At 62.2% G+C, this 23,103-nt stretch carries 22 protein-coding genes and 1 pseudogene; 13 read left to right on the forward strand and 10 right to left on the reverse strand.

Annotated features, from left to right (window positions below):
* The first annotated feature begins 83 nt into the window (after positions 1-83).
* Positions 84-986, forward strand: a complete 903-nt coding sequence (locus ATI14_RS14615) for a LysR family transcriptional regulator (protein WP_016971357.1) — start codon at positions 84-86, stop codon at positions 984-986.
* Here ATI14_RS14615 and ATI14_RS14620 read toward each other — a convergent pair.
* Positions 978-1,736, reverse strand: a complete 759-nt coding sequence (locus tag ATI14_RS14620; RefSeq protein ID WP_016971358.1) for a substrate-binding domain-containing protein — start codon at positions 1,734-1,736, stop codon at positions 978-980. The genes ATI14_RS14615 and ATI14_RS14620 overlap by 9 nt on opposite strands.
* Positions 1,736-3,040 (reverse strand): MFS transporter, encoded by a 1,305-nt coding sequence (tcuC, locus tag ATI14_RS14625; protein ID WP_016971359.1) that lies wholly within the window; start codon positions 3,038-3,040, stop codon positions 1,736-1,738. The genes ATI14_RS14620 and tcuC overlap by 1 nt, the downstream gene beginning before the upstream one ends.
* Before the next feature lie 198 nt (positions 3,041-3,238).
* On the opposite strand from tcuC, the gene ATI14_RS31415 reads away from it, so the two are divergent.
* The 3 genes from ATI14_RS31415 (at position 3,239) to ATI14_RS14640 (ending at position 4,968) form a co-directional block, all read left to right on the forward strand.
* Positions 3,239-3,382 (forward strand): hypothetical protein, encoded by a 144-nt coding sequence (locus tag ATI14_RS31415; protein WP_016971360.1) that lies wholly within the window; start codon positions 3,239-3,241, stop codon positions 3,380-3,382.
* A gap of 224 nt (positions 3,383-3,606) precedes the next feature.
* Complete coding sequence (locus ATI14_RS14635) at positions 3,607-4,530, forward strand: LysR substrate-binding domain-containing protein (RefSeq protein WP_016971361.1); 924 nt, start codon at positions 3,607-3,609, stop codon at positions 4,528-4,530.
* A 75-nt stretch (positions 4,531-4,605) separates the two neighbouring features.
* A complete protein-coding gene (locus tag ATI14_RS14640) occupies positions 4,606-4,968 on the forward strand; it encodes a 5-carboxymethyl-2-hydroxymuconate Delta-isomerase (RefSeq protein ID WP_016971362.1) in 363 nt (120 codons plus the stop codon).
* A gap of 3 nt (positions 4,969-4,971) precedes the next feature.
* On the opposite strand, the gene ATI14_RS14645 is transcribed toward ATI14_RS14640, so the two are convergent.
* From ATI14_RS14645 to ATI14_RS14655, 3 genes are all read right to left on the reverse strand, one after another.
* Positions 4,972-5,907, reverse strand: a complete 936-nt coding sequence (locus ATI14_RS14645; protein WP_016971363.1) for a LysR family transcriptional regulator — start codon at positions 5,905-5,907, stop codon at positions 4,972-4,974.
* 313 nt (positions 5,908-6,220) lie between these two features.
* A complete protein-coding gene (locus ATI14_RS14650) occupies positions 6,221-7,663 on the reverse strand; it encodes an aldehyde dehydrogenase family protein (RefSeq protein ID WP_016971364.1) in 1,443 nt (480 codons plus the stop codon).
* Positions 7,660-9,285, reverse strand: a complete 1,626-nt coding sequence (locus ATI14_RS14655; RefSeq protein WP_016971365.1) for a 5-guanidino-2-oxopentanoate decarboxylase — start codon at positions 9,283-9,285, stop codon at positions 7,660-7,662. Before ATI14_RS14655 ends, ATI14_RS14650 begins: the two co-directional genes overlap by 4 nt.
* A 110-nt stretch (positions 9,286-9,395) precedes the next feature.
* Between ATI14_RS14655 and ATI14_RS14660 the strand changes: the two genes are divergently transcribed.
* Positions 9,396-10,268, forward strand: a complete 873-nt coding sequence (locus ATI14_RS14660; protein WP_016971366.1) for a LysR substrate-binding domain-containing protein — start codon at positions 9,396-9,398, stop codon at positions 10,266-10,268.
* 139 nt (positions 10,269-10,407) lie between these two features.
* Here the strand turns inward: ATI14_RS14660 and ATI14_RS14665 are convergent, their stop codons facing one another.
* Both ATI14_RS14665 and ATI14_RS14670 read right to left on the reverse strand, forming a co-directional pair.
* A complete protein-coding gene (locus tag ATI14_RS14665) occupies positions 10,408-11,022 on the reverse strand; it encodes an NAD(P)-dependent oxidoreductase (RefSeq protein ID WP_016971367.1) in 615 nt (204 codons plus the stop codon).
* Between the two features lie 34 nt (positions 11,023-11,056).
* Entirely contained in the window at positions 11,057-11,923 is an 867-nt protein-coding gene (locus tag ATI14_RS14670; protein WP_080519990.1) for an MBL fold metallo-hydrolase, read from the reverse strand.
* 104 nt (positions 11,924-12,027) lie between these two features.
* Here ATI14_RS14670 and ATI14_RS14675 point away from each other — a divergent pair, with 104 nt between their 5' ends.
* Both ATI14_RS14675 and ATI14_RS14680 read left to right on the forward strand, forming a co-directional pair.
* The gene (locus ATI14_RS14675) at positions 12,028-12,933 is read left to right on the forward strand and encodes a LysR family transcriptional regulator (RefSeq protein ID WP_016971369.1); all 906 of its coding nucleotides are present in this window, start codon (positions 12,028-12,030) and stop codon (positions 12,931-12,933) included.
* A gap of 191 nt (positions 12,934-13,124) precedes the next feature.
* The gene (locus ATI14_RS14680) at positions 13,125-13,304 is read left to right on the forward strand and encodes a hypothetical protein (RefSeq protein WP_026083015.1); all 180 of its coding nucleotides are present in this window, start codon (positions 13,125-13,127) and stop codon (positions 13,302-13,304) included.
* Here ATI14_RS14680 and ATI14_RS14685 read toward each other — a convergent pair.
* A complete protein-coding gene (locus ATI14_RS14685; protein WP_016971371.1) occupies positions 13,297-14,184 on the reverse strand; it encodes a helix-turn-helix domain-containing protein in 888 nt (295 codons plus the stop codon). The genes ATI14_RS14680 and ATI14_RS14685 overlap by 8 nt on opposite strands.
* A gap of 188 nt (positions 14,185-14,372) precedes the next feature.
* On the opposite strand from ATI14_RS14685, the gene pobA reads away from it, so the two are divergent.
* Both pobA and ATI14_RS14695 read left to right on the forward strand, forming a co-directional pair.
* Complete coding sequence (pobA, locus tag ATI14_RS14690) at positions 14,373-15,557, forward strand: 4-hydroxybenzoate 3-monooxygenase (RefSeq protein ID WP_177007913.1); 1,185 nt, start codon at positions 14,373-14,375, stop codon at positions 15,555-15,557.
* 59 nt (positions 15,558-15,616) lie between these two features.
* Positions 15,617-17,149: pseudogene (locus tag ATI14_RS14695) on the forward strand (MDR family MFS transporter); the annotation flags it as partial.
* Between the two features lie 132 nt (positions 17,150-17,281).
* Here ATI14_RS14695 and ATI14_RS14700 read toward each other — a convergent pair.
* Both ATI14_RS14700 and ATI14_RS14705 read right to left on the reverse strand, forming a co-directional pair.
* Positions 17,282-18,121: a cache domain-containing protein gene (locus tag ATI14_RS14700; RefSeq protein WP_080519991.1), complete on the reverse strand. Its 840-nt coding sequence runs from the start codon at positions 18,119-18,121 to the stop codon at positions 17,282-17,284.
* Between the two features lie 51 nt (positions 18,122-18,172).
* Complete coding sequence (locus tag ATI14_RS14705; RefSeq protein WP_016971374.1) at positions 18,173-18,937, reverse strand: transporter substrate-binding domain-containing protein; 765 nt, start codon at positions 18,935-18,937, stop codon at positions 18,173-18,175.
* A gap of 403 nt (positions 18,938-19,340) precedes the next feature.
* Between ATI14_RS14705 and ATI14_RS14710 the strand changes: the two genes are divergently transcribed.
* The 4 genes from ATI14_RS14710 (at position 19,341) to ATI14_RS14725 (ending at position 23,076) form a co-directional block, all read left to right on the forward strand.
* The gene (locus ATI14_RS14710) at positions 19,341-20,711 is read left to right on the forward strand and encodes a glutamine synthetase family protein (RefSeq protein ID WP_016971375.1); all 1,371 of its coding nucleotides are present in this window, start codon (positions 19,341-19,343) and stop codon (positions 20,709-20,711) included.
* A 219-nt stretch (positions 20,712-20,930) separates the two neighbouring features.
* Positions 20,931-21,530, forward strand: coding sequence for a class I SAM-dependent methyltransferase (locus ATI14_RS14715; RefSeq protein WP_016971376.1), 600 nt, complete (start codon positions 20,931-20,933; stop codon positions 21,528-21,530).
* Positions 21,531-21,652: 122 nt separating this feature from the next.
* The gene (rnd, locus tag ATI14_RS14720) at positions 21,653-22,786 is read left to right on the forward strand and encodes a ribonuclease D (RefSeq protein WP_016971377.1); all 1,134 of its coding nucleotides are present in this window, start codon (positions 21,653-21,655) and stop codon (positions 22,784-22,786) included.
* On the forward strand, positions 22,783-23,076 hold the full coding sequence (locus tag ATI14_RS14725; protein ID WP_016971378.1) for a YcgL domain-containing protein: 294 nt from the start codon (positions 22,783-22,785) through the stop codon (positions 23,074-23,076). The genes rnd and ATI14_RS14725 overlap by 4 nt, the downstream gene beginning before the upstream one ends.
* The last annotated feature ends 27 nt before the right edge of the window (positions 23,077-23,103 follow it).

Here is a 23,103-nt window from a genome sequence, read left to right on the forward strand (position 1 = left end):
AATCGCGCGGTCCCGACGCACATGGCGCATCACCCCCACCCATACGATAATGCCCCTCAAATCGACCACACCGGCCAACCCACGTGATCATCAATTTCGACCTCAACGACCTCCAGGCCTTTCGCGCCGTGGTGGACAAGGGCAGCTTTCGAGGGGCCGCCGAGGCTATCCGTATCTCGCAACCGGCCCTCAGCCGGCGCATCGAAAAGCTCGAATCGGCCCTTGATGTAAAACTGTTCGAGCGCACCACGCGGCGGGTCAGCCTGACCATGGTCGGGCGCGCGTTCCTGCCGCAAGTGGAACGCATGCTCGATGACCTCGACATCGCGTTGATGGGTATCAGCAACGTCGCCTCCACGCGCATGGGCAATGTGACGATCGCCTGCGTGCCGTCCACGGCGTACTACTTCATGCCCCATGTGATCTCCGAATTCCACAAGCTCTATCCGAAGATTCGCCTGCGTGTGCTGGACGCGAGTGCCGGCGAGGTGTGCAACGCGGTGGAAAGCGGCGAGGCGGATTTCGGCGTGAGTTTCAGCGGCAGCCTGGCCGATGAAGTGGAGTTCGAACTGCTGTTGCAGGAGCGCTATGTGCTGGCCTGTCGCCGCGACCATCCGCTGGCTGGGCGCGAGAGCGTGACCTGGGTCGAGGCCTATGAACATGACTACATCACGGTGGACAAAACCTCAGGCAACCGCTTCCTGCTGGACCAGGCGTTGCGTGGCGTGCGGGTTAAAAAACCGAGTATCTGCGAAACCCACCACGTGACCACCATGATCGGTCTGGTGGAAGCGGGCCTGGGCGTGGCGATGGTGCCGTCGATTGCTATGCCGGCCGGCACGCACCCGATTCTGGTGAGTGTGCCGCTGGTGGAGCCGCAGGTGATGCGCAACGTGGGCTTGATAAAACGCCGCGGGCGGACATTGCCGCCAGCGGCGCTGGAGTTGGAGCGGTTGGTGCGCGAGATGCCGTTTCGGTCAGTGTGACACCGAGTCCAGGCCGGTGGATTGCACCACCGGCTGCGCCTGGGGCGAGGCCAGGTAATGCAGCAATGCCCTGGCCTGCTCCGGGTGCTCGGCGTTAACCGGAATGCCCGCCGCAAAGCGCGTCACCGATTGCACGTCTTCCGGGATCTTGCCCACGTACGTCACGCCTGCCACCGGCAGCAATTCCGCCACCTGTTGCAGGCCCACTTCGTAGTCACCCTTGGCGACTTGTTCGGCCACCGGCAGGCGTTCGATCATGGTGCCTTTGGCCGGCATGCCGAGCTTCTTGAACAGCTCTTTTTCCACATACACACCGCTGGCGCTGTCCGAATACGCCACGGACCTGGCCTGGCTCAGCACCGCTTTCAGTTCGGCATCGGTGCCGATCGCCGGCTTGGCCGCGCCTTGCTTCACCACCAGGCCGATGCGCGAGTCCGCCAGTTCCACGCGGGACGCCGGGTCGACCTTGCCCTGCTTGATCAAGTCATCCAGGGCGTAACCGACCATGATCACCACGTCGGCGTGTTCGCCACGGGCCAGGCGGTTGGGAATCGCTTCCGGCGCCTTGCCCATGGACGGGCCGAGGATGGTATCCAGGGTATCGCCGCTTTGTTTGGCGTACTGCGGGCCGAGCAATTTGTACGCAGCAGTGAAGCCACCGGAGGTCATCACCTTGAGCTCTTCGGCCTGGGCCGTCAGCGCGAGTGCGCCGAGGGCCAGGGCTGTCAGGGTTTTGAGCAAAGGCTTCATTACGCCGCCTCCTGCATCACCTGGCCACGTGCATTGGCGCGACGGTAGAGCGCCAGGGTCGAGCACAGGGCGCACGCGGCAGCGAACATCATCCAGTAGGCCGGCGAGGCCTTGTCTTCGGTGATGTGGATGAACCAGGTAGAGATCGCCGGGGTGAAACCGCCGAAAATCGCGGTGGCCAGGCTATAGGCCAGCGAGAAACCCGCCACGCGCACTTCCACCGGCATGATTTCGGTCAGCGCCGGGATCATCGCGCCGTTGTACATGCCATACAGGAAGGAGAACCACAGCAGGGTTTCGAGCATATGGCCGAAGCTTGGCGCGTTGACCACGAAGGACAGCGCCGGGTAGGCGGTGATCACGGTCAGGGCGGTCATGACCAGCAGCACCGGCTTGCGGCCGAAACGGTCGCTGAGGGTACCGCCGATCGGCAGCCAGACAAAGTTCGACACGGCCACCAGCAAGGTCACCAGCAGGGCGTCGGAGGTGCTCAGTTGCAGCACGGTCTTGCCGAAGGTCGGCGCGTACACGGTGATCAGGTAGAACGCGGTAGTGGTCATGGCCACCATCAGCATGCCGCCGATGACCACGGTCCAGTTCTTCGCCAGGGTTGCCAGCACTTCGCGCATGGTCGGGCGATGCTTGCGGTTGGCGAACTCTTCGGTCTCTTGCAGGTTGCGACGCAGGATGAAGATGAACGGAATGATCACGCAGCCGATGGCGAACGGAATGCGCCAGCCCCAGTCGGCCACGACGGCCGGTTCCATCCACACGTTCAGGCCATAGCCGAGTGCGGCGGCGACCACGATGGAGATCTGTTGGCTGCCCGACTGCCAGCTGGTGTAGAACCCCTTGCGGCCCGGGGTGGCCATTTCAGCCAGGTAAACCGACACACCACCCAGTTCCGCACCGGCCGAGAAGCCTTGCAGCAAGCGGCCCAGCAGCACGAGTGCCGGCGCCCACAGGCCAATGCTGTGATAACCCGGTACCAGCACGATCAGCAGCGTACCGCTGGCCATGATCGACAGGGTGACAATCAGGCCTTTGCGGCGACCGACGTCATCAATGTAGGCACCCAGAATGATCGCGCCCAGGGGTCGCATCAGAAAGCCTGCGCCGAACACGGCGAAGGTCATCATTAATGACGCAAACTCATTGGCGGCGGGGAAGAACGCAGCGGCGATATAGGTGGCGTAGAAGCCGAACAGAAAGAAGTCGAACTGTTCGAGGAAGTTGCCCGAAGTAACGCGGAAAACCGCACCAACTTTCGAGCGGGCAGAGGCGGGCCGGGAAGGGCTAGTCATGGTTTTGTGTCTCCAGCGTTCTTTTTAAAGTGCTTGTTTCGCTTAAGACCGCGGATAGTGGCTGACACATTTAGAAATGATAAGTGAGTAATTTGGATGTATTAATGCGCCAAAGCTATCAATCGGCTGGCTCATCCAAAATGGCGTCCCTGTTCTATGCTGCAAGGTGTGACCAAATCTTACGGATGGGAGGTGGCAATGGCTGATGAACACAAGCGCCGCGACGAACCGGAGCGTGAGCAACCCCGGCGCCGCGAAGAAGAAAAACCCCAGACCTGGAAGCACCCGGACGATGGCACCGAACTGTCGGAGCGTGACCAGGAAAGGCCGCTCAAGCCCTGATTCTCCGGGAGTACGCAGTTAAAAATGTGGGAGCTGGCTTGCCTGCGATGGCGGTGTATCCAGTAGGGACGTGCTGACTGACAAGCCGCCATCGCAGGCAAGCCAGCTCCCACACCGAACGTGTTCCCTCGACCCATTCACCGTTCCAAAGCCCGTATGTGCATAGACGCAGCCCCGCGGGCTTTCTAAACTGCGGCTTGTCTTGGGGAGAGGGGCAGGCGCCGATGAATCGTAATGAACTACGCAAGGCCGACATCAATTTGATGGTGGTCTTCGAAGCACTGATGCTGGAGCGCAATGTAACGCGCGTGGCGGAGAAGCTGTTTCTCGGCCAACCCACCATCAGCTCGGCCCTCAATCGTTTGCGCACCTTGTTCAACGACCCGCTGTTCATTCGCGTCGGCCACCGCATGGAACCTACCGCGCGCGCCGAAGAAATTATCCAGCACCTGTCGCCGGCCCTGGATTCACTGTCGTCGGCCCTGAGCCTGACCCACGATTTCGACCCGTCCATCAGCACCATGACCTTTCGCATCGGTCTGTCCGATGATGTCGAGTTCGGCTTGCTGCCGCCGTTGCTGCGGGCCTTGCGCCAGGAGGCACCGATGGTGGTGTTCGTGGTGCAGCACGTGGATTACTGGCGCATTCCCGACCTGTTGGCGTCTGGCGATATCACCGTGGGCATCACCCAGACCCGCGGCCTGCCGGCCAATGCCAAGCGCAAGCTGTTGCGGCATATCCGCCCGTGTCTGTTGCGTGCCGATGCGTCGGACACGCCGCTGACCCTCGACGAATACTGCGCACGCCCCCACGTGCTGGTGTCCCACACCGCCAACGTGTCGGGGTTTGCCGATGAATGGCTGGCGGAAGTCGGGCGCAAGCGTCACGTGGTGTTGTCGGTGCCGCAGTACAGTGCGCTGCCGGCGCTGCTCGCGGGTACCGACCTGATCGCCAGCCTGCCGGACTACACCGCCCACGCCATGGCGGCCGGCGGCAACCTGTTCTGCGAGCCGTTCCCGTTCGAAACCCCGACGTTGGACCTGTCCATGGTCTGGCTCAGCCACGTCGACACCGACCCGGCCGAACGCTGGATGCGCTCGCGGCTGGAGGCGTTCATGAGTGATCGGGCTTTGGCCGCGCCTATCTGACAGTGCTTTCATGCCGGAGCCGTTTGCGCCGTGCTATAGGTACGAACCTTCCTACAATGTTGCCTGGAGAAACTTATGCCCCATCTGCACCTGGAATACACCGCCAACCTGCCAGACCTGGCCGTTGAGAAAACCTTGTTGCGGCTCAACAACGTGTTGATGGCGTCCGGGCAGTTTGGCGCCGAAGTGGACATCAAGAGCCGCGCCTTCAGGGTCGAAAGCTTCCAGGTGGGCACCTCTCTCACGCCGCGCGGCTTTATCGCGGTGAAATTGTCGTTGCTCAGCGGGCGCTCGCCCCAGGTCAAGAAACAGTTGTCGGAAAGCCTGTTGGCGGCGCTGCAGGATGTGGGCGAGTGGCCGGAAGGTTTGCACGTTCAACTCAGTGTGCAACTGGTGGACATGGACCGTGAGTCCTACAGCAAAGTCGCCATCGGCTGAGGCTTACAGCAAGCCCTGATCCGCGCACACCTTTACCACTTGCTCGCGAAACCAGGTATTGGCGCTGTTGTGCTCACCGGTTTCGTTCCACTGCATGTCCAGCGTAAAGCCCGGCAACCCGTTGGGCGCTTCGCAATGGCCGAACGCCGGCGCGGGCGCCAGCAGCTTTTGCACGCGGCGGGGCAGGGTGACCACAAAATCGGTGCCGGCGATCATTTTCAACGCCGCGCTGTAGCTGTTGGCCCGGGCGATCACCTGACACTTGCGGGCCTGGCGCGCCAGCCAGCCGTCGATCATGTGGGTGTCGCACGACCACGGTGTTGGAAAAACATGACGCCGCTCGACAAAGGATTGCAGGCTGAACGCCGGTTCCCTGGGTGCTGAGCGTTTGTCGAACACGCAGACCAAATCGTCCTCCAGCAACATCCGGGTCTTGAAGTCTTTGTGGGTACGGTGAACATTCGGGCCGAAACAAATCACCAGGTCGAGGCGGCCTTCGCGCAGGTCATCGGCGGGAATGTCGGTTTCCAGCTTCTGCACATTGACCATCACCGGCAGCTCGGCACGGTCGAAATTCTTCAACAGGCGCGGCAGGATCAACTGTTCGAAATATTCCGGGGCACACACATTGAAGGTCACGGCCTTGTGCGTTGGGTCGAAGGCCTGACATCCGGCGTGACACAGGTTGATGCTCTCCAGAATCTTCTGCACATGGCCGTACATGGTGGTGGCCTTGTACGTCGGACGCATGCCCGCGCGGGTGTTGATAAACAGCTCATCTTCAAAACTGGTGCGCAGTTTTTTCAGGCTGTAACTCACGGTGGACTGGCTGACAAACAGCGTTTCAGACACCTCGGTAACGCTGCTCTGGTCATAGACGGCGATAAACACCATCAAGTCCTGCATATCGAGCTTTCTGAGCAAATTACTGTTTAGCATCCGTTCCGTCCGATAAGCCTTGGCACCGTGGCAGCGCGCGACAAGGCCAAAAGCTTAACGGAACGTTCGTGCCAATAGAAAGTGCTGTAGGTCGGTTCTATGTTTGGCGTGGGACAAATACTGTTGGTAACACGACGTCAGCGAATATGTCGTGTGTAATGCTTTGGACCGAAGCCGTCACGATCAGCCTGACACACCACACATTCAAACTGTGGGAGCTGACTTGCCTGCGATAGCGATCCGTCAGTTAATGCATTTTCGACTGAAGCACCGCTATCGCAGGCAAGCCAGCTCCCACAGGGGTTTTGTGGGGTTAGACAGACTTGATCACATGCTTGACCTCTTGAAACGCCGCCAACCCCCACGGCCCCAGCTCGCGGCCGATGCTGCTCTGCTTGTAGCCACCCCACGCGGTCTGCGGGAAGATCACCTGCGGTGCATTGACCCACACCAGCCCGGCCTGCAAGGCATTTGCCACGCGGTCTGCGGTGTCGGCATTGGCCGTGACCACACTGGCCACCAGGCCGAAGTCACTGTCGTTGGCCAGCGCGACGGCTTCATCCTCAGTGGCAAAACGGCGTACACACAGCACCGGGCCGAAGATTTCTTCATTCCACAAAGCACTGTTCAGCGGCACGTCGGTAAACACCGTGGGCCGGATGAAAAAGCCTTTCGCCAGGCCTGCCGGGCGCTCACCGCCGCACAGCAAACGCGCGCCATCGTCAATGCCACGCCTGATATGCCCGAGCACTCTCTGATACTGCGCCCGGTTGATCAGCGCACCCATTTCCACGTCATCGGCAAATGGCTCTGCCACGCGAATGCCTTCAGCGCGCGCCTGCAAACGTTGCAGGAATTCATCCGCCAGGCTGTCAGCCACCAGCACGCGGCTGGTGGCCGAACAGATTTGCCCGGCGTTGAAAAAACCGCCGCCGCAGGCCAGTTCAACCGCGAGGTCGAGGTCGGCATCGGCCAGCACCAGCAACGAGGATTTACCGCCCAATTCCAGGCTCACGCCCTTGATGGTTTCCGCTGCGCGTTGCATCACCTGCACGCCCACGGCATTGCTGCCGGTGAAGGAAATCTTTGCCACGCGGCGGTCCGCCGCCAATGGTGCGCCCACGGCCAACCCTGTGCCGCAGACCAGGTTGAACACGCCGGCCGGCACGCCCGCCTCGGCAATGATGCGCGCCAGTTGCAGCTCGGCCAACGGCGTGACTTCTGACGGCTTGAGCACCACGCAGCACCCGGCGGCCAGGGCCGGGGCGAGCTTCCAGGCGGTGGTGACCATCGGGAAATTCCACGGCACGATCAGCCCGACCACGCCGCATGGCTCGCGGCGCAGGCGCGCGCTGAAATCATTGCTGGGCAGCGCAACGGGGCGATCTTGCGCGGTGTCCAGTTCTTCAGCCACACCGGCGTAGTACTCGAAAGTGGCGATCACGTCGTCCACGTCGATGCCGGCTTCGAACAGCGGCTTGCCGTTGTTGCTCGACTGCAACTGCATCAACTGCTCGCGCTGTTCGCTGACGCCCTGGGCAATTTTGCGCAGCAACGTGCCGCGATCACGCCCGGTGCTTTTCGACCAGTCACCAAAGGCCGCGCTGGCCGCGTCCACCGCCCGCGTTACCGTCGCGGCATCGCCCACGCTGACTTGCGCAAGCGTGGCCTCGGTCGCCGGGTTGATCACCTCCAGCACTTCACGGCCTGCCTGCCACTCGCCGCCGATAAACACACCGTTCAACACTGCGCTCATACCGCTACCTCCTTCATCCAAAGCCCCTGGTCGATTTCAATCAGCGTCGGCCCCAGGCGATCAGCGGCGGCGCGCAACGCGTTGCGCAGATGGGCGAGGCCCTGGATGCTCTCGGTGGCGCAACCGAATGCCTTGGCCACGCCGATGAAGTCCGGGGTGTAGATGTCCACGCCGACCGGCTCGATGGCGCGGTTGACCATGTATTTTTTGATTTCTTCGTAGCCCTGGTTATTCCACAACAGCACGATCACCGGCACGCGCGCTTCCACGGCGCTGGCCAGTTCCGGCAGGCTGAATTGCAGGCCGCCGTCACCGATCAGGCACACCACCGGCTGCCCGTCGCCGCGCCCCAGCCAGGCGCCGATGGCGGCGGGCAAGGCATAACCGAGGGTGCCGTAGCCGGTGGATGAGTTGAACCAGCGGCGCGGGTGGTCGAGGTTCAGGGTCAGGTTGCCGCTGTACACCGGTTGGGTGGAGTCGCCGACCAGCACGGCGTGGGGCAGTTCTTCCAGCACAGTGGTGAGAAACAGGGTTTGCGCGCGAGTGGCGGCGTCCCAGGCGGGCGTCAATTGCGCCCATAAATGCGCGACACGTTGCGCGCCCCACTGTGGATCGCGGGCAGGCAATGGCTTGCTGTTCAGCTCGGCCAGCAAGGCCTCGGCGGCCATCTGTGCGTCGGCCACCAGCGCCAGCTGCGGCGGGTAATTGCGCACGGTCTGGTCGGCGTCGATGTCGACGCGCAGCAGCGTGCCGGGAATCTCGAAACCACCGGCGAAGGTCACGTCGTAGTCGGTTTCCGCCAGCTCCGTGCCGATGGCCAGCACCACGTCCGCCTCGGCGACCAATGCGCGGGTGGCGACCAGGGTTTGGGTCGAGCCGATCAGCAGCGGGTGCGCGCCCGGCAGCATGCCCTTGGCGTTGATGGTCAGGGCCACCGGGGCGCCGAGGGTTTCGGCGAGGCGGGTCAGCTCGGGCGCGGCGTCGATGGCGCCGCCACCGGCCAGGATCAGCGGGCGTTTGGCCGCCGCCAGCAACTGGCTCATCTGCTTGACCGCCGACGGCGCCGCACCGGCTCGCGCCACGCTGACCGGCTCGCTGCCGAGCAACGCGTCGGCGTTTTCCACCAGCACGTCCAGCGGGATTTCAATGTGCACCGGGCGCGGACGACCGGCCTGGAACAGCGCAAACGCGCGTGCCAGCACCGCGGGCAATTCGGCAGCCGACATCAGAGTGTGGGAGAACGCCGCCACGCCGGCGATCATCGCGCTCTGGTTCGGCAGTTCATGCAACTTGCCGCGCCCGCCGCCCAGCTGGCTGCGCGACTGCACGCTGGAAATCACCAGCATCGGGATCGAGTCGGCGTAGGCCTGGCCCATGGCGGTGGTGATATTGGTCATGCCCGGCCCGGTGATGATGAAACACACGCCGGGTTTACCGCTGGTGCGCGCATAGCCGTCGGCCATAAAGCCTGCGCCCTGCTCGTGGCGCGGGGTGACGTGGCGGATACTCGAACGGGCCAGGCCGCGATACAGCTCGACGGTGTGCACGCCGGGAATGCCGAACACCTGGTCCACGCCGTAGCTTTCCAGAAGGTTGACCAATACTTCGCCGCAGGTCGCCATAAATGTCGCTCTTGTTATGGATTCGAGGCGGTATTGGACCGGCTGGCCGGTAGCGGCAACAATCGATAAAAAGTCATACTAGCCATGTCCCCACGTCATGGCTTGACCCGATGAAACGCCTCCCGTCCCTGCCTGCGCTGCACACCTTCTGGGTCACGGCCCAGTGCTGCAACTTCACCCGCGCCGCCGAGCAATTGCACATCACCCAGGGCGCGGTGAGCCGGCAGATCGCCGGGCTGGAAAGCCATTTGGGTTACCCGCTGTTTCAGCGCCAGGCGCGCGGCTTGAGCCTCACCGAGGAAGGCCGCGAATGGTCGCAGCGCGTGCAACAGGTGTTCGGCCTGATCGGCGATGCGGTGGAGCAGATCGGCAGTCGCCGCGAAACCCTGCAACTCAAGGCCTCCACCTGCGTGATGCGCTGGCTGTTGCCGCGGTTGATGCGCTGGCAAAAAGAGCGTCCGGAGGTGCCGGTGGAGCTGACCACCACCGTGGCCTATACCGTGGATTTTCGTCGCGAGCAATTCGATGCGGCGGTGATCTACGCCCCCATCGCCGAGCAATCTGCGCAGGCCCGGCACTTGTTTGATGAGCAACTCACACCGGTTTGCGCGCCGGCATTGCTGGCAGGTTTACACACGCCCGCCGACTTGCAGCAGCAGGTGCTGTTACACCCCACGCGGGATGAGCGCGATTGGGCATTGTGGTTAAAGGCTGCAAATACGCGGCTGAGCAACCTGGCTCAGGGGCATCATTTCGAAACGCTCGATTTGGCCATGACGGTGGCATCCCAAGGTTCGGGCGTGGCGATTGGCGACAGTGCGCTGATTGGCGAGGACCTGAAAGCAGGGCGGCTGGCGACGCCATTTGAACTGCGCGTGCCGACGGGGATGGGGTATTACCTAGTGTATCCGCCGGCGACGGAGCCGTCGGCCGGGCTTGAAGCGCTTATGAATTGGCTGGTGAGCCAGGCACAACAGCCCTGAAGAACCAACGGGGGGAGCAGAGCTTGTGTGGGAGCTGGCTTGCCTGCGATTCAGGCACCTCGGTGCATCAGTCATACCTCGGTGATGCTATCGCAGCGGTGCGACGATTCGACAAGCCAGCTCCCACATGAGTCCTCTATCAGTAACCGACGGTGAAACGCTGGCGCGAGTGCTTGGGTGTTTCCACTTCGTCGATCAACGCGATGGCGTAGTCCGCAAAGCTGATCCAGCTGCGGCCTTCGCTGCTGACCAGCAAATCATCCTGGCCCAGGCGGAATTTGCCGGTGCGCTCGGTCTCGACGAACTCGGCCGACGGCGACAGGAAGGTCCAATCCAGACCTTTCTCCTGCCGCAGCGTGGCGAGAAACTCGGCGCCCGCGCTGGCTTCAGTTTTGTATTCGGCCGGGAAGCCCGGGCTGTCGATGACGCGGCCGCCGTCCGGCAACAGCAACGAACCGGCACCGCCCACCACCAGCAAGCGTTTTACACCGGCCGCCGTCACCGGGCCGATGACTGCGCTGGCGGGCAGGGTGGCGAAGTGTGCTGCGCTGATCACCACATCGCTGCCGCTGACGGCCTGTTGCAAGGCCAGAGCGTCCAGTGCATCCACCTGTTTGACGGTGACGCCAGGGCGTACGGCGATCTTGTCGGTGTTACGCGCAATGGCGGTCACGCTATGCCCGCGACGCAGTGCTTCTTCCAGCAGTTGGCTACCGGCACGGCCGGTGGCACCAATGATTGCGATTTTGCTCATGACGTTCTCCAGTCAGGTCAGGGTTTAAAACCATTCACCACTTCATTTCGCCCTTGGCGACTTTGGCACCCAATTCCAGGCTGCTTTCGTCGGCGAGGTTCGGGTAACGCTTTTTCATGGTCGCGATCAGAGCGGCGGAGTCTTTGGCCTTGCCGGTTTCGATGTCGAATGCCTTGATGTAGCCGGCGGTAAACCCTACCGATTGCACGCTCGGGTTGCCCAGGTAGTGGCCGGGAATCACGGTGTGCGGTTTCAGGTCTTCAATGCGTTTGAGGGTGGCCAGCCAGTCGGTATGGGACTTCGGCGTCTGGGTGTCAGCCATCCAAACGTGGATGTTTTGCGCGACCACTACGCCGCCGACCACGGTCTTGATGGAAGGAATCCACACGAATGTCCGATCGGGTTGTGGACCGTCCAGACCGATCACCTCCAGCGTTTGCCCTTCAAGGTTCAGGCTGTGGCCTTCAAGTACAGCGGGCATGATCGTGGCGGCCGGTTTATCGGCGCCCATTTTCGGGCCCCAGAACGCAAGTTTTTGCTCGACGGTCGCTTTGATATGGTCGATCACCGGTTGCGGTGCCACCACCTTGGCGTCGGGGAAGGCGGCGGTCAGGGTGTCGAGGCCGAAGTAGTAGTCCGGGTCGCCATGGCTGATGTAAATGGTGGTCAGGTGCTTGCCGCTGGCACGGATCTTTTGCACCAATTGCTCGGCCTGGCCTTTGCCGAATTGTGCGTCCACCAGGATCGCGTCCTTGTCGCCGCTGACCAGCACGGAGGTCACCGGGAAAATGGCGGCTTCGCCCGGGTTGTACACATCGAGTTTCAGCTCGGCGGCAGCGGCGTGGGCGGCGAAGGCCAGAGCCGCCGTGGCGGTGGCCAGTCGTTTGAACATCGCAATCATGTGCAGCTCCAGCAACAGGTAAAGGATGCACAGAGCTTAGTTGCACCAAACGTCACAAAAAATGCCATGCTTGAACATAGTTTGTTTCTGAAACCGGGCAAATCATGGACCGTCTTCAAGCAATGCGTGTGTTTGTGAGCGTCGTGGACCTGGGCAGCCAGTCCGCCGCCGCTGATCATCTGGACCTGTCGCGGCCGGTGGTGTCGCGCTATCTGGCCGAGCTGGAAGACTGGGTGGGCGCGCGGTTGATGCATCGCACCACGCGCAAGCTGAGCCTTACCGCCGCCGGCAGCGAAATGCTGCCGCGCTGCCGGCAGATGCTGGAGTTGTGCAACGACATGCAAGCCGCCGTCACCGAGCCGGATGAGGCCCCGCGCGGCCAGATTCGCCTGAGCGTCAGCAGTTCGTTCGGCCAGGCCCAGTTGGCCGATGCGGTGGCCGAGTTCGTCAAGCTTTACCCCTTGGTCAGCATCGACATGCAGATGCTCGACCGCACGGTGAACCTGGTGGACGAGCGTATCGACCTGGCCATCCGCACCAGTTTCGAGCTGGACCCCAACCTGATCGCGCGCAAGCTCACGCTGTGCCGTTCGGTGATCTGCGCCTCACCGGCCTACCTGCAGGAACATCCGCAACCCCGGCAGGTGCACGAGTTGGCGGAGCACAATTGCCTGACGCACTCCTACTTCGGCAAGAGCCTGTGGCATTTCACCGAGAACGGCGAGCCGGTGTCGGTGGCGGTGCAGGGCAATATCACCGCCAACGAAGCCACGACCCTGCTGCGGGTGACGCTGGCCGGGGCAGGGGTGGCGCGGCTCCCGAGCTATCAGGCCGGGGACTACATCCGCAGCGGCGAGCTGATTCGTCTGCTGCCCGAGGCCGAGCCGCAGCAAATGAATGTGTACGCGGTGTATGCCTCGCGCAAACACATGCCGCTGGCGCTGCGCAGCCTGATGGATTTTCTGGTGCTCAGGTTTCCGGAGGAGCCGGCGTGGGATAACGGGCTCTGACGACCAGTACCTGTGGCGAGGGAGCAAGCTCCCTCGCCACAGGTACAGCGTTCGCCCTTAGCTGACTCGTTGTTTAAGGGGCGGCCTTGAGGCCGACATAAATGTGTTGAATGGCGCCCGATAATGGCAAGTCGCCGTGACTGACCTATGCTTTAAACAGGACCGTGAAGGTCTGTTCAGAGGTCTTTGCCATGACTCTAAAAATCAGAAAGTACCTGATGATTTTCACCCTGTGCGCCCTGGCGACGGCGCTGTATGGCACTGCCGCTTATCGCGTCGAGCAAACACGCATGCAGCCGGCGGCGTTCGCCGTCAACTGCCATCAGGATTTGTGCGTGCCGCGCACCGGCAGTTTCAGCGCACTCAGGTAACCGCCTGGTCTGCCTTCAACTGCTCGCGAAAGGCCTTGGGTGAGAAGCCGACCCGTCGGCGGAATAACCGCGAGAAGTTGGTGGGGTCGGAAAAGCCCAGCACTTCCGACATTTCGTTGATGGTCATGCTGGTGTAGGTCAGCAGGCGCTTGGCTTCCAGCAACTGGCGATCATGCATGATCTGCAACGCGGGCTGCCCGCCCAATTCCCGACACGTCCCGTTCAGGTGTGAGACCGAGATGCCCAGCTTGTGGGCCAAATCTTCAATCTTCGGGTGCTCGCGATAATGCTGCTCGACCAACTGGGTGAAGCGCCGGAAATATTCACGGCCACGCGGCGCACGCGGGTGGCGACGCTGAATGGCCTGGCGGCTGATCCACACCAGCAGCACGCTGACCAGGGCATGCATCATCATGTCCCGCGCGGGTTGCTCATCGGCATATTCAGTCTGCAGGCGGGCGAATTGCGCATTGAGGTAGTCACTGTCCTTGCCCGCCGGGTAATTGCCCAGGGCCTGTAGCCCGTCCACCGTCGTGCCCAATTGTTCCTGCAAATGGCTGACCAGCGGCGCCGCCAGGGTGACGACGTAGCCTTCCACATCTTCGGAAAACCGAAAGCCGTGCACGCACAGCGGCGGCAGCACCTGCAACGTGGCTTCGTTGAGCGTGGTGCGCTGGCCTTCGATTTCCAGTTGCGCCTGGCCTTTGTGTACGTACAGCAACTGGCACAGATCCGCGTGCCGGTGGGGCTGGATTTCCCACTGATATTCCCGGCTGCGCCGAGAGATAGTCTCGCAGTGCAGCAGGTCTGGCGTTGGCCATTGCTGGCTTTCACCGTACAGCTTGAACACCGGGATCGCGGAACTGGCAGTTTTGGTCATGGTTTCAATCCGATACTCAGGATAGTGGTGCGGTAATCGCCCCGATTGGCAAAAAGCGCAGGCATTGGCTCAGTTTTCACCTTCTTATGCCGGCCACTCAAGTGAAAAATGCCAGCAACCAGTTCAATGACAACTCTTTCACCCAATCCGTTCGGTGAAGCTTGCGGGCCATAAAAATAATGAAAACGCTGAAAACCCAAGTCGCCATTATTGGCGCCGGTCCTTCGGGATTGCTGCTCGGCCAACTGCTGCATAACGCCGGCATCCAGACCCTGATTGTGGAGCGCCAGCGCGCCGATTATGTGAAGGGCCGCATCCGTGCCGGGGTGCTGGAGCAAGGCATGGTCGACCTGCTGCGCGAGGCCGGTGTGAGCCGGCGCATGGATGCCGAAGGCCTGGTGCATCACGGGTTTGAGCTGGCACTCGATGGCCAGCTAAGCCCTATCGACCTCAACGCCTTGACCGGCGGCCAGTCGGTGATGGTCTACGGCCAGACCGAAGTCACCCGCGACCTGATGGCGGCCCGGGCCGACGCCGGTGCCGTCACGCTTTACGAAGCCAGCAATGTGCAACCCCATGACATGAAAACCGATCGGCCCTGGCTGACGTTCGAGCATCAGGGTGAACGTTTCCGGCTGGACTGCGACTACATCGCCGGTTGCGACGGCTTTCACGGCGTGGCACGCCAATCGATTCCTGCCGAATCACTGCACGTGTTCGAGCGCGTGTATCCCTTCGGCTGGCTGGGCCTGCTCGCCGACACGCCGCCGGTGCATCCTGAGCTGGTCTACGCCAAACACCCGCGCGGCTTTGCCCTGTGCAGCATGCGTTCGTCGACCCGCAGCCGCTATTACCTGCAGGTGCCGGCGCAAGAGTCGCTGGAGGAGTGGCCGGATGAGCGTTTCTGGGACGAACTGAAAAGCCGCCTGCCGCCTGAACTGGCCGAGAGGCTGGTCACCGGGCCGTCCATCGAGAAAAGCATCGCGCCGCTGCGCAGCTTTGTGGTGGAACCGATGCAGTACGGGCGCCTGTTTTTGCTCGGCGACGCCGCGCACATCGTGCCGCCCACCGGCGCCAAGGGCCTGAACCTGGCGGCCAGCGATGTGAGCACGCTGTATCGCATCCTGCTCAAGGTGTACCGCGAGGGGCGTGTGGACTTGCTGGAACAATACTCGGCCATCTGCCTGCGCCGCGTGTGGAAGGCCGAGCGGTTTTCCTGGTGGATGACCTCGATGCTGCACGAATTCCCCGAAGCGGACGGCTTCAGCCGGCGCATCGCCGAGAGTGAGTTGTCGTATTTCATCCACTCTGAAGCCGGTCGCAAAACCATTGCAGAAAATTACGTCGGGCTTCCTTACGAGGCTATCGAATAGCCAGCTATCGAGTAAGATGTTGAGCATTCCCGCGAGCCTTTCCTCGCTCGCGGGCCCAGCTCGAAGGTTCTGCCGTGACCAATCTGAATCAGCCCGCCCAACCCGTTCCCGCCGTACGCAGTGTGCTCGCCGCCTTGATGCTGGCGATTTTCCTGGGGGCTTTGGACCAGACCATTGTCGCCGTGTCCATGCCCGCCATTTCCGCACAGTTCCATGACGTCAACCTGCTGGCCTGGGTGATCTCCGGCTACATGGTGGCGATGACCGTGGCGGTACCGATCTACGGCAAGCTCGGCGACCTGTACGGGCGCCGGCCGATGATGCTGATCGGCATGGGCGTGTTCACCGTGGCCTCGCTGTTCTGCGGCATGGCGCAAAGCATGGAGCAATTGGTGCTGGCGCGGATTCTCCAGGGCATTGGTGCCGGCGGCATGATCTCGGTGAGCCAGGCGATCATCGGCGACATTATTCCGCCCCGCGAGCGCGGGCGTTATCAGGGCTATTTCAGCAGCATGTACGCGGTGGCCAGCGTGGCCGGACCCGTATTGGGCGGTTACATGACCGAGTACCTGTCGTGGCGCTGGGTGTTCCTGATCAACCTGCCACTGGGCGCCGGTGCCTGGTACGTGGCCCATCGCACCCTGGTCGGGCTGCCGGTGCCGCAACGCAAGCCGATCATCGATTACCTCGGCACGTTGCTGATGATCATCGGCTTGACCGCCTTGTTGCTGGGCATCACCGAAATCGGCCAGGGCCATCACTGGCGTGATCAGCAAGTGCTGGGCCTGCTGGCCTGCGCGCTGGTGGCGCTGAGTGTGTTTGTGTGGCACGAACGCCGTGCCCGCGAGCCGCTGTTGCCCATGCACCTGTTTGCCAACCGCAGCGCGGTGTTGTGCTGGTGCACGATTTTCTTTACCAGCTTCCAGGCAATTTCCCTGACGGTGCTGATGCCGTTGCGGTACCAGACGGTGACCGGCTCCGGGGCCGACAGCGCGGCATTGCATTTATTGCCGCTGGCGATGGGCTTGCCGATGGGCGCCTATTTCGCCGGGCGCATGACGTCGGTGACCGGGCGCTATAAACCGATGATCCTCAGCGGCGCGTTGTTGAGCCCGTTGGCGATTCTGGGCATGGCCTACAGCGCGCCCCAGGCGGTGGTGCTGACGGCGGTGTTCATGTTGCTGTGCGGGATTGCGGCGGGGATGCAGTTTCCGACGTCCCTGGTGGGAACGCAAAACTCGGTGGAACAGCGGGATATCGGCGTTGCCACGAGCACCACCAATCTGTTCCGCTCCCTGGGTGGGGCGGTGGGGGTAGCGTGCATGTCGGCACTGCTGTTGGCGTTGTTGCAGGATTCGAGTTTTGCGCACCTGGCCAGTGGCGCGTTAGCGAGTGAGGGTGGGTCGGGTAACGTTTTGCTCGACGGCCTGAACGCCGCGCCCGGCCCGGCGCAGGATGCGTTGCGCGGCGAGTTGGCGGTAACGTTTCGGCATTTGCTGATGGTGAGTGCGGGGGTGTCGTTGTTGGGGTTGGCGGCGGCGGTTGCCATGCCGAATCGCTTGCTGCGCGGCCGTGAAGACAAGGCTAGATAACTGACACTCGATAGATCCAAATGTGGGAGCTGGCTTGCCTGCGATTGCGCTCGACCCGTTGGCACAGTTGCCATTGATACACCGCTATCGCAGGCAAGCCAGCTCCCACAGGGGTGTGCATTTCAAGGTTGATCAGGGGCTGTAGTAACCCACCGCAACCATAAAATGCCCGGCCTTACGCACATAAGCATGCTTATTCTCAACCCGGTCCGTCACCGGGTTCTTCCACCGATACTTGTATTCCCCCTGATCCTGCTCCGCCATGATCTTCAACATCGGCTCCCCCACCGGCCGGCCATCCGGGTCTTTGATCTTGCGAAAATCCGTATTCACCAAGCGCAAATTGGTCCCGTGCGCCACATACCGCCCGGTGTTCAGGTCCACCACAAACACATACAAATCATCCTGCAGAAACCCGCCCTGCAACGAATTGATCGCCTTCAGCGTCCCGGCTTCGTCCTTTATCAACGCGGTCGCCGCCTTGTTGCGCAGCGCCCGTGCCTGCTCCGGTGTGGCCCGTGGCAGGTAATACCCCACGGCCAGAATCCGCTCGCCCACACGCTGGTAGAACACATATTTGTGTTCCACCTTGCCGTCGTTCCAGTTCTGCCAGCGGTAGTCGGCCTGCTGGATGCCCTGGCCTTCCGGCACCTTCAAGGCGTCCTTGAATGACTGGCGCAAATCCGGCCCCAGCACCTCGGACACATCACGACCGATCAACGCGGAGGAGGGCCCGCCACTGGCAAGCAATACGCCCTTGGTATTGACCACAAATACATAGCGGTCATGGTCGACAAACTCGCCCTGGCGGCTGAAGGCTGCAAAAGCCTTGTCACCGTTGTTCTTGTAGTACGCCAGGGCTTTTTCCAGCAATGCCTTGGCCGCCGTTGCGTCTTCTTCCTGCGCAGTGGCTGCATACACCTGGCCGCAGCCCAACAACAGCAGCAAGGTGAATCGGAGCAGTCCCTTCATGACCCGTTCCTCGTTCTTGTTAGATGTGACCACAGCGTAGACCGCCGGGGCTCAGGGCGCCGCCAGCCATTGGTTGACGATGTTTTGGTAAACCCCGGTGGCCACGCTCAGGTGCAGCCACTGGTCGACGTAGCTCTTCCACGCCACGTCATCGCGGGGCAGCAGGAAAGCTTTTTCGCTGTATTGCATTTGGCGCTCGGGGTTGACTGCGCATAGGCCGGGCTTGAGCTTTTGCTGGTACCGGGCCTCGCTGGCGTCGGTGATCATCACGTCGGCCTTGCCCGCCAGCAGTTCGTCGAAAATGGTGACATTGTCGTGCAAGCGGATCTGCGCCTGGCCCAAGTGGGCGCGGGCGAAGATTTCGTTTGTGCCGCCTGCGGGCTCGATCACTCGCACTTCGGGGCGGTTGATGTGCTCGACGGTCTGGTAGCGTTGCACGTCGGCGCAGCGCACCAGCGGGATCTTGCCGTCCACGCCCAGAGGCTGGCTGAAAAAGGCTTTTTTCTGGCGTTCCAGCGACACTGAAATCCCGCCCACGGCGATGTCGCAGCGCTGGGCCAGGAAGTCCGGCATCAGGGTTTTCCAGGTGGTGGGCACCCAGGTGATGGTGGCGTTGAGGCTCTTGGCCAGGGACTCGGCCATGGCAATGTCGATGCCTTCATAGCGGCCATTGGCGCGCAGCGAGGTGTAGGGCTTGTAGTCGCCGGTGGTGCAGACGTTGAGGGTGCCGCGTTGCAGCACCTCGTCAAGCCGCGATTCGGCGAGGGCAGGGGTGGCCAGGCTTGCCAATAAACAGAAGGCCAGGGGAGCTTTCATGCGGTCGGGTCCTTGGAGGCATGGGCGGGGCTGCCATTATTTCCAGCTGGCGATTAGATGGCAATTGTTTAGCACAGGTGCAACCAAACTCCGTCAACCCTGAATTGAACAACCTTTGCCGGCGTGTGACGCTGCCGGGCATCTTCCTCACTGTGGCGCCCGCATGGACGGTTCCCCCGACACTCACCCCGAGACATCGCCTGGCGCCTTGGTGCCCGGCTGTGCGACGGTTGTCGAGGCACTGCCTTCCGAGCTGGCGTTCTGGGCCCTGTTCCACTGCCGCCACGCGCGCCCCCCGGATACCTTTCTCTTGCGTTGATCTGCCCCATGGATGACGCGCACCTGTGCGCATCTGCCCGGCGGCGCCTGTGCGCCTGCCTGACGCAAACGTATGAGAATTGTCATGAGTGTTTTCGCGAGCCTGCAAGAAGCCCGATCCTTCCTTGAACAGCACCCGGACATCGAGATGTTCGAGCTGTTTATCCTCGACAACAACGGCGTGCCGCGCGGCAAGTTGCTGCACCGCGACGAGCTGCTGGCGGTGTACGAAAGCGGGCGACCCTTGCCCAGTACCATCCTTGGCCTGACCATCAATGGCGACGACGTGGAAAATTCCGGGCTGGTGTGGGAAGTCGGTGATATCGACTGCCGCGCCTACCCGGTCAGCGGCAGTTTGCAGCGCATGCCGTGGCGCCTGATTCCGACGGCGGCGGTGCAGGTCAGCATGCACCCCACCGAAGGTTTGCCCGCCACCGTGGCCGACCCCCGGCACTTGCTGGAAAAAGTCATTAACGGGCTCAAGGCCGACGGTTATTACCCGGTGATGGCGGCGGAACTGGAGTTTTATCTGCTCGACCAGAAACCCGACGCCAATGGCCGTCCGCAACCGGCGCGGGATGTGGACGGCCAGCGCCCGCGTTCGACCCAGGTCTACGGCCTGCGCGAGCTGGAGCAGATCGAGCCGTTCCTTGCCGACCTTTATAGCGCCTGCAAACTGCAAGGCATTCCGGCGCGCACGGCCATTTCCGAATACGCTCCGGGCCAGGTCGAAATCACCCTGGAACACCGCGCCGATGCCCTGCAAGCCATGGACGAAGCGGTGCGTTACAAGCGCCTGGTCAAGGGCGTGGCGCACAAGCACGGCATGACCGCCTGTTTCATGGCCAAGCCGTTCGACGACCTGGCCGGCACCGGCATGCACATGCACGTCAGCCTCGCGGACGCCGATGGCCATAACCTGTTCGCCAGCGAGGCCGCCGACGGCACGCCACTGCTGCGCCAGGCCGTGGGCGGCATGCTCAGCACCTTGCTCGACGCGTTGCTGATGTTTTGCCCGAATGCCAACTCCTATCGACGCTTTCAGAGCAACAGCTACGCGCCGCTGGCGGCGACCTGGGGCGTGGACAACCGCACCGTCAGCCTGCGCGTGCCCGGCGGCCCGGCGAATTCGCGGCACATCGAACACCGTATCTGCGGCGCGGATGCCAACCCTTATCTGGCGGCTGCGGCGATTCTGGCGGGCATTCACCGTGGCATCCGCGAAAAACGCGACCCCGGCGCCCCGGTGGAGGGCAACGGTTATGCCCAGGCCAAGGAGCTTTTGCCCACCGACTGGCTCACCACCTTGCGCGCGCTGGAGCATTCAAGCTGGGCGCGTGATGCGTTCGGCAGTGAGTTTCTTGGGGTTTACCTGGCGGTCAAACGCGCCGAATACCGCCAATTCATGGGCGAAGTCGGCGAACAGGACTGGCGCTGGTACCTGAATCAGGCGTGATCCCCCGGCTGTTGTAGCGCTCGCGCTTATTGCTGCATGTGGGCTTTTTGTGGCGAGCGGGCTTGCCCCGCTCGCCACAAGAGGCCCGCTATCCATAACAGGTCCGCTCGTCACACTGGGGCTCTGCAGCCTCTGAGGCTTTCGACTTTTTTTTCACGTTGCACGGGTTAACCTGCGGATCAAGGTCGTTCACTACCGTTCCACTCATATGAGCCCGTGATGTCGTCACAACCGCCTTCCTCCATCGAGATTGAATTCACCGAGCGCTGCGATCGCGAGCATGCCAGGGTCTGCGGCGACACGCGCCCCCCGGCGCTGCTCAAGCGGCTGGGCGCCTGGCGGGATGAGCGGTTGGTGCGCCAGGCGCTGAAAGTCGCGGGCGAGCCGGGGCTGATCCTGGACCTGGCGTGTGGTTCCGGGCGGTTCTGGCCGGTGCTCGCCGAACACGTCAACCGTGTGATTCTGGCGTCCGACCACTCCCAGGCCATGCTCGACCACGCGCTCACCCATCACCCGGCCTCGCTGCTTAAACGCGTGAAAACCTTTCAGGGCTCGGCGTTTTCCATCGGCCTGTCGGCGAATGCGGTGGACTGCATTTTCTGCCTCGAACTGTTTCGCCATGTGCCCGGCACCGACGTGCGCCTGATGCTGCTGCGCGAGTTTCATCGGGTCAGCCGCGACACGGTGATCGTTTCGGTGAACTCCAGCACGCCGATGGAAGCCGAGTTCCGAGCGGCCGGGTTCAAGGTCTTGAACCAGCAAGAGTTTCTGCCCGGTTCAAAACTCTGGCGCGTCTACGTTTTGCGTAAGAGAGGATAAGTCCCGTTCGTCGGACTATTCTTCAACTCTTGTCGGAGTTTTCATGAAGGCGTGTGCACTGCGGATGCTCGCAACTCCCTTTCGCGATATATACTGCGCGCCATTCTTCAAGGGAGAGCCGTGTGGCCATCGATATTCACTGGATCTGCGACAACGATAGCCTCGGCCAGCATTGCGCCGAATGGCAGCAGTTGCCATTCGTCGCCCTCGACACCGAATTCATGCGGGTCGACACCTTTTATCCCATTGCCGGGCTGATCCAGATTGGCGATGGCAAACGCGCTTACCTGATCGACCCCCTGACCATCGATAACTGGCAGCCGTTGGCCGCCTTGCTGGAAAATTCAGGCGTGATCAAGGTGGTGCACGCCTGCAGCGAAGACCTCGAAGTGTTGCTGCGCCTGACCGGCAGCCTGCCCGTGCCGCTGTTCGACACCCAATTGGCTGCGGCCTACCTGAACCTCGGCTTCTCCATGGGCTATTCGCGCCTGGTGCAGGCCGTGCTGGATATCGAGCTGCCCAAGGGTGAAACCCGCTCGGACTGGCTGCAGCGGCCGCTGTCCGAGACCCAGGTGAGCTACGCCGCTGAAGACGCGGTGCACCTGGCCGAGGTCTACACGCGCCTGCGCCCGCAGCTGTCTGACGACAAGTACGCCTGGGTGCTGGAAGACGGCGCCGAACTGGTGGCCAACCTGCGCCGCGAAGTCGACCCGTACGAGGTGTACCGCGACGCCAAGCTGGCCTGGAAACTGTCCCGCGCTCAACTGGCCGTGCTGCGCGAACTGTGCGCCTGGCGTGAGCAGCAAGCCCGGGCCCGCGACCTGCCGCGCAACCGCATCATTCGCGAACACTCGTTGTGGCCATTGGCCAAATCCCAGCCGGATAACCTCGCCGCCCTGGGCAAAATCGAAGACATGCACCCGCGCACCGTGCGTCAGGACGGCCAGTTCCTGCTGGACCTGATCAAACGTGCCGGCAGCGTGCCCATGGACCAATGGCCGCCTGCCATTGCTGAACCGCTGCCGGTGGACGCCGCCGCGCTGATCAAGCAATTGCGCGCCTATGGCCAGACAGAAGCCGAGCGCCTGAACATGGCGCCGGAGCTGATGCTGCGCAAGAAAACCCTCGAAGCCCTGGTCAAAAGTGGCTACCCCGACGGGCCTTACCAATTGCCAGACTCGCTGCGTGGCTGGCGCCGCGAGTTGATGGGCCAGGCGCTGCTCGACAGCCTGGCCACTGCCGGAGAACAGCCTTGAAACGTATTTGCTCCATTTATCGCAGCTCCAAACGCACCGGCATGTACCTGTATGTGCTTAAAAGCGATGCCCTCGAACGCGTGCCGGAAGGCCTGTTGACCATTTTCGGCAAGCCGGCGCATGCCTTCGACCTGGTGCTCACGCCCGAGCGCAAGCTGCAGCAGGAAGACATCGTGCAAGTCCTGGAAAACCTCGACAAGCAGGGTTACCACCTGCAAATGCCGCCGGCCGAGGACGAGTACATCGAGCACTTGCCCGAAGAGCTGCTGCGCCGCAACGACCCGATGTGATCGATGGGTGCCCTGTCCTGGGCACTT

The sequence above is a fragment of the Pseudomonas tolaasii NCPPB 2192 genome, from assembly GCF_002813445.1.
Classification (GTDB): domain Bacteria; phylum Pseudomonadota; class Gammaproteobacteria; order Pseudomonadales; family Pseudomonadaceae; genus Aquipseudomonas; species Aquipseudomonas tolaasii.